Here is a 13,275-nt window from a genome sequence, read left to right as displayed (position 1 = left end):
GCCGCACGCCGTGACCGCAAGGAAGTGTCTCTCACATGAACAGGCTGGACTTTGTTGACCAGGCGTCGCTGCGCGACGACATCCCGGCCTTCCACCCGGGCGACACCATCAACGTGCACGTCAAGGTCATCGAGGGCGCCAAGGAGCGTATTCAGGTGTTCAAGGGCGTGGTGATCCGCCGGTCCGGCGGCGGCGTCCGCGAGACCTTCACCGTGCGCAAGGAAAGCTACGGCGTCGGCGTCGAGCGGACCTTCCCGGTGCATTCGCCGAACATCGACCACATCGAGGTCGTGACGCGTGGTGATGTGCGTCGGGCCAAGCTGTACTACCTGCGCGAACTGCGCGGCAAGAAGGCGAAGATCAAGGAAAAGCGCTGACCGCGCCCGTCGCGGCGATGTCGGCGGTTCGCCCGGCCGGCCGCGGCGACGCCTCGACGGCCCGCGCGCCGCGCTGACTACGCTGATCTCGTGACGGATTCCACGGACTCACCCGAGCCCCAGTCCGACCCTGCTCAGTCCGAGCCGAAGGTCTCCACCCGCACCCCCGAGACACCGCTGGGTGACGTCGACGACGCGACCGCCGCGCCGGACCCGGTCGGCGCGGGGACCGACGGTACGACCGACACGGAAACGCCGGAGCCCAAGAAGAAGTCGGCGCTGCGCGAGCTGGCGGTGCTGGCCGCCACGGCGATCCTGCTCTACTACGTGATGCTGACGTTCGTGGCGCGCCCGTATTTGATCCCGTCGGAGTCGATGGAACCCACCCTGCACGGGTGCACCGGATGCGTCGGCGACCGGATCATGGTCGACAAGCTCACCTATCGCTTCGGCTCCGTGCACCCCGGCGACGTTGTCGTCTTCAAGGGACCGCCGTCCTGGAACGTCGGGTACAAGTCCATCCGCTCGAGCAACACCGCGCTGCGCTGGGTCCAGAATGCGTTGTCGTTCATCGGGTTTGTGCCGCCCGACGAGAACGATCTGGTCAAGCGGGTCATCGCCGTCGGCGGGCAGACGGTGCAGTGCCGGGCCGACACCGGATTGACGGTCGACGGCAGGCCGCTCCGGGAGCCGTACCTGAACCCGGCCACGATGATGGCCGATCCGACCGTATATCCCTGTCTGGGAAGCGAATTCGGCCCGGTGACGGTGCCGGCGGGACGGCTTTGGGTGATGGGGGACAACCGCACCCACTCCGCCGACTCGCGGGCCCACTGCACCAGCGTTCCGGCCGACGCGCTCAAAGGCGTTCTGTGTACCGGTGATCCGATGTCGGGGACGGTGCCGGTGGCCAACGTCATCGGCAAGGCCAGGTTCATCGTCTGGCCGCCGACACGATGGGGTGGCGTGGGTTCGACGAACCCCCAGCAAGGCCAGTAGCCGTGGCCACCACGTGGCCGCCGCGCACGGTCATCCGCAAAGCGTCCGGACTGCGTACCCTGGAGTCCGCGCTGCACCGCAACGGCCTGGGCCCGGTGGCGGGGGTGGACGAGGTGGGCCGCGGCGCCTGCGCCGGCCCGCTGGTGGTGGCGGCCTGCGTCCTCAGCCCGAATCGGCTGGAAAGCCTTGCCGCCCTTGATGATTCGAAGAAGCTCACCGAGAAGATGCGGGAGAAGCTGTTCCCGTTGATCTGCCGCTACGCGCTGGCCTATCACGTGGTGTTCATCCCGTCGGTCGAAGTGGACCGCCGCGGCGTGCACGTCGCCAACATCGAGGGTATGCGGCGCGCGGTGGCGGGACTGTCGGTGCGGCCCGGTTACGTGCTGAGCGACGGCTTCCGGGTGCCCGGTCTGCCGATGCCGTCGCTTCCGGTCGTCGGCGGCGACGCCGCCGCGGCCTGCATCGCCGCGGCCAGCGTGCTGGCGAAGGTGAGCCGCGACCGGCTGATGGTGAAAATGGATGCCGAGCATCCCGGCTACGGCTTCGCCGAGCACAAGGGCTACAGCACCCCGGCGCACGGCCGCGCGCTGCACGACTTGGGCCCCTGCCCCGAGCACCGCTTTTCGTTCATCAACGTCCGCCGGGTGGCCTCGCCGTCCGGGGACGGCTCGGGCACCCGGGTGGTCGCCGAATGCAAACCGGACCTACCGGCCGAGCGGGCCGAATACCTGTGAGGAAAGATGGATGCAGACTCCTGGCGGGGCGGTCATGCTGGCAGCAGCGGTCCCGCGGCGGAGTCGGGACACTGGCAGGGAAAAGGACGTCTGAGCAGGTGAATGGCAGATGAGCGCGGAGGATCTCGAAAAGTACGAAACCGAGATGGAGCTCTCGCTGTACCGCGAATACAAGGACATCGTCGGCCAGTTCAGCTACGTGGTGGAGACCGAGCGCCGCTTCTACCTGGCCAACAGCGTGGAGATGGTGCCGCGCAACGCCGACGGCGAGGTGTACTTCGAGCTGCGCCTGTCCGACGCCTGGGTGTGGGACATGTACCGGCCGGCGCGGTTCGTCAAGCAGGTGCGGGTGGTCACCTTCAAGGACGTCAACATCGAAGAGGTCGAGAAGCCCGAGTTGCGGCTACCCGAGTAGTTGCTCGCCGTTGGACGGCAGGCTTCCGCGCCGCTCGATGACCTCGCGCGCCACGTCGGCCAGCTTGATGTTCAGGGCTTGCGAGTGCCGGCGCAGCAGGTCGAACGCCTGCTCCTCGGTCATGTCGTGCAGCAGCATCAGCATTCCGACCGCCTTGCCGATCTCCCGGTTGCTGAGCAGGCCGCGCCGCAGGCTGGCGGCGTCTTCCCCCTTGGCCACCGCGTTGATGGCCACGCTGGCGAACGCGGCCAGCACCGCCGCGCGCCCGGCGGATTCGTTGTCGAACAGGTTGGGGGTGTCGCTGAACAGGTTGAGCGCCGCGCCTTTGCGCTTGTTGACCAGCAGCCGGAATCCCATCGCGCCGCGCACCGGCGTCTCCGCGACCAGCCGGGCCGCCAGCTTTGGCCAGTGCGACGGCGTGGTCAGGTCGGTGTCGAGCTGCGGGGTTTCCTCCTCGATGGCGTCCAGGCACGGCCCGTCGCCGGCCTCGAGCTCCATCTGATCGATCTTCTTGGCCAGCTCGTCGCTGGCGCCGACGGTGACGTAGTGGTCGTTTTCCAGCATCAGCAAGCTGGCGTGATCACAACCGCGGACGGTCAGGGTCGCGGCGATGCAGATGGCCGCGTACATCTCCTTGGCGTCCGAGCCCTGATAGAAGATTTCGGCCAGCGCCGCGAAGACCGTCGCCAGGTCGGCCTTCTCCCCGCCCGGTGTCGCGGTGCGTGTCCCGTCCTGCGGTTCTGCCATGTCGTGCCTCCCCGGCGATGTCGCCGTCTCGCCCACGGTAAGCCGCGGCGATCGCCGGCGGCACACCAGGCCGTACTCGCTGTGTTTCCCCGCACTCGCCGGCCACCGGCAAGCCAAGTCGACCCTAGAGCAAGCGGCCCGTTCACCACCGACTTTCGGCGCTGACGGTTTGCCGGCGACGCGACCGGGAAGCATCTGAGGATGGGGCTTACCGTTGCCGTGACCGGGCCGACCGGAGAGATCGGTGTCTCCGCGGTGACGGCGCTGGAGCGCGAACCCGCGGTCGACGCGATCATCGGGATGGCCCGCCGGCCGTTCGACCCGGCGTCGCGCGGCTGGCAGAAGACCAGCTACCGGCAGGGCGACATCCTGGATCGCGCGGCCGTGGACGACCTGGTGGCACCGGCCGACGTGGTGATCCACCTGGCGTTCATCGTGATGGGTTCGCGGGAGGAGAGCGAGCGTATCAACCTGCAGGGCACGCGAAACGTGTTCGAGGCGACCGTGACGCAGCCCGGCCCGCGGCGCCTGGTGTACTGCTCGTCGGTGGCGGCCTACGGCTATCACGCTGACAACCCGGTGCCCCTCACCGAGCAGGTGCCGACCCGGGGGTCCCCGGAGCATTACTACTCCGCCCAGAAGGCGGCCTGCGAGGCGATGCTCGCCGACATCGTCGCGGATTGCCCGCTGGAGGTGTTCGTGCTGCGGCCCTGCGTCGTGGCCGGGCCGAACGCGCCCGCGCTGGCCGACGCGATGCCGTGGAATCAGCTACCGGGCCCGGTGCGTGCCGTGGTCAAGGCGGTGCCGATGCTCAAGCCCGTCGTGCCCGACCCCGGTTTCGCGTTGCAGCTGGTGCACCACGACGACGTCGCCGCCGCGATCGCGCTGGCCGCGACCGCCCCGGTGCCGCCGGGGGCCTACAACATCGCCGGTGACGGCCTGGTGACGATCGCCGAGGTGGCCAGGGCGCTGGGCGGCCGGCCGGTCCGCGTTCCCGGCGCGGCCGCGACGGCCGCGTCGGCGGCCCTGGCGCGGGTGCCGTTCGTCCCGTCGGCTTTGGAATGGCTGCACGCCACCCGGACATCGGTCGTGATGGACACCACCAAGGCGCGCACGCAGCTGGGCTGGCGGCCGCTGTACTCCTCGGCGGAGGCGCTGGAGGCGCTGGCCTCGGCGGTGTGACCGCCCGCCGGGTAGTTTGACCTGGTGAGGTTAATGCCGTGGGGAACGTGACCGCGCGCCGGCGCGCCCTGCATCTGAACGCGGGTCAGGCCGTCAGCCGGCCGGAAACGCTGGCGGTGGAGGAGCCGCTGGAACTGCGTGTCAACGGCACCCCGGTGACGGTGACGATGCGGACGCCGGGCTCGGACTTCGAACTCGCCCAAGGCTTTTTGCTCACCGAAGGCGTCATCGCCCGCCGCGGCGACGTGCAGACCATTCGCTACTGCGGTGGTCGCGGGCCCGATGGCGCCAACACCTACAACGTGGTGGACGTGACGTTGGCCGCGGGCGTGCAGCCGCCCGGTCTCGACGTGACCCGCAATTTCTACACCACCTCCTCGTGCGGCGTGTGCGGCAAGGCGTCGCTGGACGCGGTGCGGGTGATCAGCCGTTTTCCGCCGGGGGACGACCCGGTTGTGGTCGGCGCCGACACCCTCAAGGCGCTGCCCGGCCGATTGCGCAGTGCGCAAAAGGTTTTCGACAGCACCGGCGGATTGCACGCCGCCGCGCTGTTCGACGCCGCGGGGTCGATGCTGGTGGTCCGTGAGGACATCGGCCGGCACAACGCCGTCGACAAGGTGATCGGTTGGGCGCTGGAACAGCAGCGCATACCGTTGAGCGGCGCGGTGCTGCTGGTCAGCGGCCGGGCGTCGTTCGAGCTGACGCAGAAGGCGGTGCTGGCCGGGATTCCGGTGCTGGCCGCGGTGTCCGCGCCGTCGTCGCTGGCGGTGTCGCTGGCCGAGGAGTCGGGGCTCACGCTGGTGGCGTTCCTGCGCCAGGATTCGATGAACGTCTACACCCGCCCGGACCGGATCGCCTGATCGCTGCGGCGGCCGGTTGCCGCTGTGGATGGACGCCCGGCTGGGGATGACGGTTGGTCGCGCGCGGGTCTGACCGCGCGCCGCGGCCCGGGATGTCGGGACCGCCGGGCAGCGTCGGCCGCATGACGACTGCGAAGACCCCGACCCGGATCGAGCTGGGGGCCATGGGCGAGGCCCTGGCCGTGGACTTTCTGACCCGCACCGGCTTGCGGATCCTGGACCGCAACTGGCGATCCCGCTACGGCGAGCTGGATGTGATCGCCGCCGACGACGCCACCCACACGGTGGTGTTCGTCGAGGTCAAGACCCGCACCGGGGACGGATTCGGGGGATTGGCGCACGCGGTCACCCCCCGCAAGGTCCGGCGGCTGCGCCGGCTGGCCGGACTGTGGCTGGCCGCCCAGGACGAACGCTGGGCCGCGGTGCGCATCGACGTGATCGGCGTGCGGGTCGGCCGCCGCCGCGCCCCGGAGATCTCCCACCTGCAGGGGATCGGCTGATGGCGCTGGGGCGCGCGTTCTCGGTGGCCGTGCGCGGGCTGGATGGGCAGATCGTGGAGATCGAGGCCGACATCAGCTCGGGACTGCCCGGCGTCCACCTCGTCGGCTTGCCCGACGCCGCGCTGCAGGAGTCGCGGGATCGGGTCCGCGCCGCCGTCGCCAACTGCGGGAACAACTGGCCCACGGCCCGCCTTACGCTCGCCTTGTCCCCGGCGACGCTGCCGAAGATGGGTTCCGTCTACGACATCGCGCTGGCGTCGGCCGTGCTTTCGGCCCAGCGCAGGAACCCCTGGGAACGCCTGGAGAAGACGGTGCTGCTCGGCGAGCTGTCGCTGGACGGCCGGGTCCGGTCGGTGCGCGGCGTGTTGCCCGCGGTGCTGGCCGCCAAGCGCGACGGCTGGCCCGCCGTCGTGGTCCCGGTGGACAATCTTGCCGAGGCCAGCCTGGTCGACGGCATCGACGTCTGGGGCGTGCGCACGCTGCGGCAATTGCAGGGTTGGCTGGCCGGGTCGGTGCGGTTGGACGCGCGGATCACCGCTCCCGGCGCCGGCCCGGAGCCGGCGGAGGATCTGGCCGACGTGGTGGGGCAGGCCCAAGCACGTTTCGCGGTGGAGGTGGCGGCCGCCGGCGCGCACCACCTGATGCTGACCGGGCCGCCGGGCGTGGGCAAAACCATGCTGGCGCAACGTCTTCCGGGACTGTTACCCCGGCTGACCGACGATGAGGCCCTCGAGGTCACCGCGATCCATTCGGTGGCGGGTTTGTTGTCGGGGGACACGCCGCTGATCACCCGGCCGCCATTCGTGGCCCCGCACCACAGTTCGAGCGTGGCCGCACTGGTCGGCGGGGGGTCGGGGATGGCCCGCCCGGGCGCGGTGAGCCGGGCCCACCGCGGTGTGCTGTTTCTCGACGAATGCGCCGAAATCAGCGTCAGCGCGCTGGAGGCGCTGCGCACACCGCTGGAAGACGGGGCCATTCGCCTGGCCCGTCGCGACGGCGTGGCGTGCTACCCGGCCCGGTTCCAGCTGGTGCTGGCCGCGAATCCGTGTCCGTGTGCGCCGGCCGATCCGCAGGATTGCATCTGCCCGGCGCTGACCAAACGCCGTTACCTGGGCAAGCTTTCGGGCCCGCTGCTCGACCGGGTGGACCTGCGGGTGCAGATGAATCCGGTACGGGCGGAGGCGTTCGCGGCGGCCGATGGCGAATCGTCGGCTCGGGTACGCCACCGGGTGGCGCAGGCCCGCGAGACGGCCGCGGCGCGGTGGCGCCCGCACGGGTTTCGGACCAACGCCGAGGTCAGCGGGACGCTGCTGCGCCGAAAGTTCCGGCCCGGCGGCCAGGCCATGGATCCGCTGCGCCGGGCGGTCGATCGCGGGCTGCTCAGCATTCGCGGGCTCGATCGCACGTTGCGCGTCGCGTGGAGCCTGGCCGACTTGGCGGGCCGGACCGCGCCCGGCCCCGACGAGGTGGCCGCGGCGTTGAGTTTCCGGCAGTTCGGGGCGCACCGATGACCGCGACCAGCACCGATCCGACGGCCCGGGCCTGGGCATATCTGTCACGCGTGGCCGAACCGCCGTGCCCGCCACTGGCGGCCCTGGTGCACTGCGTCGGCCCGGTGGAGGCGGCCGATCGGGTGCGGCGCGGACTGGTCGGCGACGACCTGCTCCGGCGCACCGCGGCCAGACGCGACATCGACAACGCCGCCGCCGATCTCGAGCTGCTCGGCCGTCGCGGCGGCCGGTTGCTCACCCCGGATTGCCCGGAGTGGCCGGCGCTGGCGTTCTCGGCGTTCGGCGGTGCCGCGGCCCGACCGCAGGGCGCACCACCGCTGGTGTTGTGGGCGCTGGGCCCGGCGCGCCTGGACGAGGTGACACCGCGCGCGGCCGCGCTGGTCGGTACCCGGGCGGCCACGGCCTACGGCGAGCACATCGCGGGGGATCTGGCGGCGGGGCTGGTCCAGCGCGACATCGCGGTGGTCTCCGGCGGCGCCTACGGTATCGACGGTGCGGCGCACCGCGCGGCGTTGCGGTGCGAGGGGATCACGGTGGCGGTGCTGGCCGGCGGCATCGACATCCCTTATCCGGCAGGGCATTCGGCATTGCTGCACCGCATCGGCCAGCACGGGTTGCTGTTCAGCGAGTATCCGCCCGGCACGCGTCCGGCGCGGTACCGGTTCCTGACCCGCAATCGCCTGGTCGCCGCCGTGGCCGGGGCCGCCGTGGTGGTGGAGGCCGGCTTGCGCAGCGGGGCCGCAAACACCGCGGCCTGGGCCCGTGCGCTGGGCCGGGTGGTGGCCGCAGTGCCGGGCCCAATCACCTCGTCGGCGTCGGCGGGGTGTCACGCGCTGCTGCGCAACGGGGCCGAGCTGATCACCCGCGCCGACGACATCGTCGAGCTGGTCGGGCGGATCGGCGAACTCGCCGGCGACGAGGAGCGGCCGGCCACCGAGCTCGACGGGCTGGGCGAGTCCGAGCGCCGGGTGTACGAGGCGCTGCCCGGTCGCGGTGCGGTCTCCGTCGACGAAATAGCCGTCGCCGCAAGCCTGATGCCCGAGCAGGTGCTGGGCCCGTTGGCGATCCTCGAGCTGAGCGGGCTGGCCGAACGCGACGACGGGCGATGGCGCATCGTGCGGGCCCGCCGCGCCCGCACGGGAGGGGGCTAGGTGACCCAGGGGAACACGTCGGCCGTCGAGCGTGCGCCCTCGGCCGCCCGGGACCGGTTGGGTTCGCCGAGCCGGGCCAGGATCTGCGCGCCGGCCGTGACGACGTCGGAGAACACCGAGGGGGTCAGCCACGCCGGTTGCAGCGCGAACAACAGGTCTTCGGTCGACGTGTTACCGCTGGCACCCGGGGCGAACGGGCAACCGCCCAGGCCGCCGAGCGCGCCGTCGACCACGGCCGCCCCGGCCTGGATCGCGGCCATGGTGTTGGCCACCCCCAGCCCCCAGGTGTCGTGCCCGTGGAAGACGATCTCGTGCTCGGGTGCCACCTCGTGCACGCGCGAAACAAGTTGCCGCACTTGGTCGGGCGTGGCTTGCCCCAAGGTGTCACACAGCACCACGCTCGAGATGCCCGCCGTCCGGTTGTCGCTCACCAAGTTGACGACGTGCTGCGGGTCGACCGCGCCGCGATACGGACACGTGAAGGCGGTCGCCAGGGTGAGCTGCACCCGCGCGCCGCCCAGCGCCGCGATATCGATGGCCTCGGGCAATGCGGCCATGCTCTGCGTGGTGGCGCGGCCCACGTTGGCGCGGTTGTGTGCGTCGCTGACCGACAGGCAGTACTGGACGTTCTGCGCGCCGGCCGCCACCGCGCGGGCGATGCCGCGTGGGGTTGCCGTCCACACCCAACACCGTTGCCGCTCTTCGGGTGTCAACGCCTCGATGACCTCGACGGTATTGGCCATCGGCGGCACCAGATCCGGGCGGGCCATCGCCCCGATCTCCAGCTCGTCGATGCCGGCGCCGAGCAGGAACCGCGCCAGCCCGACCTTCGTGCGCGCATCGAGCAGCTGGCCGGTGAGTTGCAAACCGTCACGCAAGGTCACATCGCGTAGCCGCACCGGGGTCGTCATCGGACCGCCTCCTTGATGTCGAGTGTGCGAATGTCCGGCGGCAGGGCGCCGAGGATCTCCTCGGTGTGCTCACCGAGATCCGGTCCGAGGCTGCGGATCGCCGCGGCGTGGTCACCGATGCGGGGCACGATGCCGGGGAACGCCACGGCGGGCAGGACCTCGGTGCCGGTCGACACCGGCAGGTGCTGGATCATGCCGCGCGCCCGAAACTGCTCATCGGCCTTGATGTCGGCGGCCGTGTTGATCGGACCGGCCGGAACTGCGGCGGCCCCCAGCGCCGAAAGTGCTTCGCGCGCAGTCCTGGTGGCTGTCCACGCGCTGATCGCCTCGTCCAGCTCGTCGCGGGCCTGCCAACGCTGGGCGTTGTTGGCCAGGCGGGGGCTTTCGGCCAGGTCCGGCCGGCCGATCACGTTCATCAAGCGGCGGTAGATGCCGTCGCCGTTGCCGGCGATCACCAGCCAGCGGTCGTCGGCGCATCGGTAGGCATTCGAGGGGGCGATCCCCTCCATGCGACCGCCGGTACGGGTCCGGGTCACCTGGTAGGCGTCGTACTCGGGCACCAGCGACTCCATCACCGAGAAGACCGCCTCGGTCAGCGCGACGTCCACGGTGCGGTCGGCGATCGACGTCAATCGCCCTGCGACCCGGTCTTTTTGGCGTCGGTGCACGGCGACGAGCGCGCCGAAGGCGGCATAGATGCCGGCGATGGAGTCGCCGATCGACACGCCAGTGCGTGCCGGCGGACGGTCCGGTTCGCCGGTGAGTGCCCGCAGACCTGCCATCGCTTCGGCCACCGCGGCGAAACCCGGTTCGTGCCGACGCGGTCCGGTCTGCCCGTAGGCCGAGACGCGGACGAAGATCAGGTCCGGATTCTGCGCGCACAACTCGGCGGGGCCGATGCCCCACCGCTCCACGGTGCCCGGCCGGAAGTTCTCCAGCACGATGTCGCAGCCCCGGGCCAACTCGCGCACCCTCGCCTGGCCGTATTCGCTGCTGAGGTCGATCACCACGGACTTCTTGTTGCGGTTGATGGTGCGAAACAGCATCGAGGTCGTACCCGAGTACAGCCGCCACGTCCGTAGCTCGTCGCCGGTCACCGGCCGCTCGACCTTGATCACCTCGGCACCGAAATCGGCTAACAACCGTCCCGCGGTCGGCGCGGCGATGTAGTTGCCCAGCTCGAGAACCCGTATCCGATCGAGCGGTCCCTTATCCAATCCGTTGCCTCCTCCCTTACCCACGTCTGCCTCCATAACCCACATCGTGCATTAGAACCCACAATATGGGAAATGACTCTTTCATCCCGTGACGTGACCCGCTACAGTCAGTTCTTGTCGTTTTGCTCACAATGCGGATGACAACCCACTTTGTAGACCCGGCGCTCGGGCGGCGGGCTCTCGACGACGAGAGGGCGGCATGACCACAGCACCGACCAGGACCGGGAGTGGACATTCCGTGGGCGCCCAGCTGGACGGCTTGCCGGTGGGTGCGGTGCACCGCAAGCTCGTCGTGGCGGTCGGACTCGGCTTGTTCTTCGAGATCTACGAGATCTTCTTGTCCAGCACCATGAGCGCCACGCTCAGCCACGACTTCGGCGTGCGGGGCGCCGCGCTCAAGCTGGTTCTGGCGTCATCGTTCATCGGAATGTTCTTCGGCGCAGCATTTTTCGGTCGCCTCGCCGATCGGATGGGTCGCCGCAAAGCATTCCTGCTCGGCCTCGGCTGGTTTTCCGCCTGCTCGCTGGCCGGCGCGTTCGCGCCGTCGCCCGCGTTGCTGGTACTCGCGCGTTTGTTGGCCGGGGTGGGCATCGGCGCCGTCTATCCGGTCGCCGACTCCTATCTGGCCGACGTTTTACCCAAAGAACACCGTGGCCGGCTGGCCTCTTACGCCTACACGTGTTCGTTTCTCGCCGTACCCTTCGTCGGCTTTCTGGCGTGGTGGTTGACCCAGCACTCGCCGCTCGGCATCGCGGGGTGGCGGTGGCTGCTGGCCCTGGGTTCCGGCGGGGTCGTCATCGTGTTCGCCCTCAAGCGCTGGCTCGTGGAATCGCCGCGCTGGCTGGTGTATGCCGGACGAATCGACGAGGCCCAGCGGGCCTTGAATATCTTCGCCGCCGGGTCGAATGTGCCCGCCCTGCGAATCGATGCGGTGACCGACGACTCCCGCGCCGAACCTCGTCGGGAACCGGCGCTGCTGCGGCGCGCCCCCTACCACCGCCGGGTGGCGATGCTGATCGTGTTCCACCTGTTTCAGACCTTCGGCTACTACGGGTTCGGCACCCTGGCCGCGCTGGTGCTGGTCAGTCGCGGCTACACCGTCACGTCGTCGATGTTGTTCAGCGCGTTGTCGTTTCTCGGCTATCCCATCGGCTCACTGACGGCCATCCCATTGCTGGCCAGGTTCGAACGCAAGTTCCTGCTCGTCGGCTCGGTCGTCGCCCTGGCCGTCTTCGGACTGCTGTTCGCGACGCAGTCATCGGCCGTGGCGATCGTGTTCTTCGGCTTTTTGACCACCGCCACCAGCAACGTCTTCTCCAACGTCTACCACGTGTACCAGGCGGAGATCTTCCCGACGAGCGTGCGCGCCACCGCGGTCGGTTGGACCTACTCGTTATCCCGATTATCCAGTGGGGCAGCACCTTTCGTTCTCATCCCGATCCTGGACCGGCACGGCGCCGGCGTGATGTTCACCGTGGTGGCAACCGCGCTGGTCGTCGTCATCGTCGCCGTCCTGACGCTGGGTCCGCGGACCTCGCGCCGCAGTCTCGAGGAAATCAACCCGACATGACGGCCCGGGAGCAACGGTGATCGATTTCGGGGCACTACCGCCGGAGATCAACTCGGCCCGCATGTACGCCGGTGCCGGGCCGGGACCCATGATGGCCGCGGCCGCGGCCTGGGATTACCTGGCGGCCGAGCTGTCCTCGAGCGCGGCCAGCTATTCGGCGGTGACGGCCGAGCTGACCAGCTCGTCTTGGTTCGGCCCGGCGTCGCGCTCCATGCTGGCGGCCGCCACGCCCTACATCTCCTGGCTCAGCGCGGCCGCGGCGCTGGCCGAACAAACCAGCATCCAGGCCAAAAGCGTCGCCTCGGCGTTCGATACGGCCTTTGCGATGACGGTCCCGCCGCCGGTGATCGCCGAGAACCGCGCGCAGCTGCTGGCGCTCATCGCGACCAACATCTTGGGACAGAACACCGCGGCCATCGCGGCCACCGAGGCCGCCTACGCGCAGATGTGGGCCCAGGACGCCGCGGCCATGAACGGCTATGCCGGCCTGGCGTCGACGGCCGCCCAGCTCGTCCCGTTCGCCGAGCCGCAACAAACCACCGACCAGGCCGGACTGACCCAACAGCACGCGGCGGTTGCCGCGGCGGCGACCGGGACTGGCGCGCCGTCGACGCCGCCGGCATCGCTGACCGACCTGGTCAACAGCTTGTCCAGCCAGGTTAAGGGACTTCTGTTCGGTCCCTTGGACGTCATCTACTGGCCGATGGTCTATGCGGGATCCCTGATTTTCTTGCAAATGGGCGCGCTGTGGCCCGAGCATCTGGTCGGTGCCGCCGCGGTGGGCTTGGCCGCACCGCCCGCCCTCGCGGCCCCCGTCGGTCTCGGGGGCGGGCTGATCTCGGCAAGTCTGGCTTCGTCAACCAAGGTCGGTTCGCTGTCGGTTCCACCGGGCTGGTCCGCGACGACGCCCACGGCAGCAGAACACCCCATCGTCCACGCGATCAACACCGGGGGCGTTAGCGGCCCGTCGAACGGCCCGGAAGCGCTGCTGCGCCAACTGGCGCCGGCGCGTGGCAGACGTGACCGCGGCGGCCTGCCGCCCCGTGAATACGGATTTCGCCCCCGCTTCACCGTCCGTCCGCCATCGGCCGGGTAACTAAC

General features: G+C 70.0%; 13 protein-coding genes and 1 pseudogene. 11 read left to right on the top strand and 3 right to left on the bottom strand.

The annotated features are described in order from the left end of the window. Positions 1-35 precede the first annotated feature (35 nt). The 4 genes and pseudogenes from rplS to AWC25_RS07940 all read left to right on the top strand — a co-directional run bounded on the left by rplS (position 36) and on the right by AWC25_RS07940 (position 2,525). Positions 36-377, top strand: a complete 342-nt coding sequence (gene rplS / locus AWC25_RS07955; protein ID WP_069398636.1) for a 50S ribosomal protein L19 — start codon at positions 36-38, stop codon at positions 375-377. Positions 378-467: 90 nt separating this feature from the next. Then, positions 468-1,376: a signal peptidase I gene (gene lepB, locus AWC25_RS07950; protein WP_069398637.1), complete on the top strand. Its 909-nt coding sequence runs from the start codon at positions 468-470 to the stop codon at positions 1,374-1,376. 2 nt (positions 1,377-1,378) lie between these two features. After that, positions 1,379-2,204, top strand: a pseudogene (locus tag AWC25_RS07945) (ribonuclease HII). Positions 2,205-2,219: 15 nt separating this feature from the next. Next, positions 2,220-2,525, top strand: coding sequence for a DUF2469 domain-containing protein (locus tag AWC25_RS07940; protein ID WP_007171389.1), 306 nt, complete (start codon positions 2,220-2,222; stop codon positions 2,523-2,525). Here AWC25_RS07940 and AWC25_RS07935 read toward each other — a convergent pair. Beyond that, positions 2,514-3,272 carry a GAF and ANTAR domain-containing protein gene (locus AWC25_RS07935; protein WP_085166583.1) on the bottom strand — a complete coding sequence of 253 codons (759 nt, stop codon included), beginning with the start codon at positions 3,270-3,272 and terminating at the stop codon, positions 2,514-2,516. The genes AWC25_RS07940 and AWC25_RS07935 overlap by 12 nt on opposite strands. Positions 3,273-3,473: 201 nt before the next feature. Between AWC25_RS07935 and AWC25_RS07930 the strand changes: the two genes are divergently transcribed. The 5 genes from AWC25_RS07930 to dprA all read left to right on the top strand — a co-directional run bounded on the left by AWC25_RS07930 (position 3,474) and on the right by dprA (position 8,476). Continuing rightward, positions 3,474-4,454: an NAD-dependent epimerase/dehydratase family protein gene (locus AWC25_RS07930; RefSeq protein WP_069398640.1), complete on the top strand. Its 981-nt coding sequence runs from the start codon at positions 3,474-3,476 to the stop codon at positions 4,452-4,454. Between the two features lie 38 nt (positions 4,455-4,492). Beyond that, positions 4,493-5,314: a formate dehydrogenase accessory sulfurtransferase FdhD gene (gene fdhD / locus AWC25_RS07925; RefSeq protein ID WP_069398641.1), complete on the top strand. Its 822-nt coding sequence runs from the start codon at positions 4,493-4,495 to the stop codon at positions 5,312-5,314. A gap of 122 nt (positions 5,315-5,436) precedes the next feature. After that, complete coding sequence (locus AWC25_RS07920) at positions 5,437-5,814, top strand: YraN family protein (RefSeq protein ID WP_069398717.1); 378 nt, start codon at positions 5,437-5,439, stop codon at positions 5,812-5,814. Then, entirely contained in the window at positions 5,814-7,325 is a 1,512-nt protein-coding gene (locus AWC25_RS07915; protein ID WP_069398642.1) for a YifB family Mg chelatase-like AAA ATPase, read from the top strand. Before AWC25_RS07920 ends, AWC25_RS07915 begins: the two co-directional genes overlap by 1 nt. Continuing rightward, a complete protein-coding gene (gene dprA / locus AWC25_RS07910) occupies positions 7,322-8,476 on the top strand; it encodes a DNA-processing protein DprA (RefSeq protein WP_069398643.1) in 1,155 nt (384 codons plus the stop codon). Before AWC25_RS07915 ends, dprA begins: the two co-directional genes overlap by 4 nt. On the opposite strand, the gene AWC25_RS07905 is transcribed toward dprA, so the two are convergent. Further along, a complete protein-coding gene (locus AWC25_RS07905) occupies positions 8,473-9,387 on the bottom strand; it encodes a beta/alpha barrel domain-containing protein (protein ID WP_069398644.1) in 915 nt (304 codons plus the stop codon). The genes dprA and AWC25_RS07905 overlap by 4 nt on opposite strands. Further along, entirely contained in the window at positions 9,384-10,628 is a 1,245-nt protein-coding gene (locus tag AWC25_RS07900) for a CaiB/BaiF CoA transferase family protein (RefSeq protein WP_244899470.1), read from the bottom strand. Before AWC25_RS07900 ends, AWC25_RS07905 begins: the two co-directional genes overlap by 4 nt. A 175-nt stretch (positions 10,629-10,803) precedes the next feature. On the opposite strand from AWC25_RS07900, the gene AWC25_RS07895 reads away from it, so the two are divergent. Both AWC25_RS07895 and AWC25_RS07890 read left to right on the top strand, forming a co-directional pair. Next, positions 10,804-12,174, top strand: a complete 1,371-nt coding sequence (locus tag AWC25_RS07895) for an MFS transporter (protein WP_211281029.1) — start codon at positions 10,804-10,806, stop codon at positions 12,172-12,174. Between the two features lie 16 nt (positions 12,175-12,190). Further along, positions 12,191-13,270 carry a PPE family protein gene (locus AWC25_RS07890; RefSeq protein ID WP_069398646.1) on the top strand — a complete coding sequence of 360 codons (1,080 nt, stop codon included), beginning with the start codon at positions 12,191-12,193 and terminating at the stop codon, positions 13,268-13,270. The last annotated feature ends 5 nt before the right edge of the window (positions 13,271-13,275 follow it).

The sequence above is a fragment of the Mycobacterium sherrisii genome, from assembly GCF_002102355.1.
In the GTDB taxonomy this organism is placed as follows: Bacteria; Actinomycetota; Actinomycetes; order Mycobacteriales; family Mycobacteriaceae; genus Mycobacterium; species Mycobacterium sherrisii.
This window is presented reverse-complemented; position numbering and strand designations above follow the sequence as displayed.

What these genes read in the sequence shown, in the direction of transcription:
- AWC25_RS07920 (WP_069398717.1), top strand. Translation starts at nt 5,437, where the DNA reads ATGACGACTGCGAAGACCCCGACCCGGATCGAGCTGGGGGCCATGGGC.
- AWC25_RS07940 (WP_007171389.1), top strand. Translation starts at nt 2,220, where the DNA reads ATGAGCGCGGAGGATCTCGAAAAGTACGAAACCGAGATGGAGCTCTCG.
- AWC25_RS07930 (WP_069398640.1), top strand. Translation starts at nt 3,474, where the DNA reads ATGGGGCTTACCGTTGCCGTGACCGGGCCGACCGGAGAGATCGGTGTC.
- AWC25_RS07935 (WP_085166583.1), bottom strand. Translation starts at nt 3,272, where the DNA reads ATGGCAGAACCGCAGGACGGGACACGCACCGCGACACCGGGCGGGGAG.
- AWC25_RS07905 (WP_069398644.1), bottom strand. Translation starts at nt 9,387, where the DNA reads ATGACGACCCCGGTGCGGCTACGCGATGTGACCTTGCGTGACGGTTTG.
- rplS (WP_069398636.1), top strand. Translation starts at nt 36, where the DNA reads ATGAACAGGCTGGACTTTGTTGACCAGGCGTCGCTGCGCGACGACATC.
- AWC25_RS07915 (WP_069398642.1), top strand. Translation starts at nt 5,814, where the DNA reads ATGGCGCTGGGGCGCGCGTTCTCGGTGGCCGTGCGCGGGCTGGATGGG.
- dprA (WP_069398643.1), top strand. Translation starts at nt 7,322, where the DNA reads ATGACCGCGACCAGCACCGATCCGACGGCCCGGGCCTGGGCATATCTG.
- AWC25_RS07895 (WP_211281029.1), top strand. Translation starts at nt 10,804, where the DNA reads ATGACCACAGCACCGACCAGGACCGGGAGTGGACATTCCGTGGGCGCC.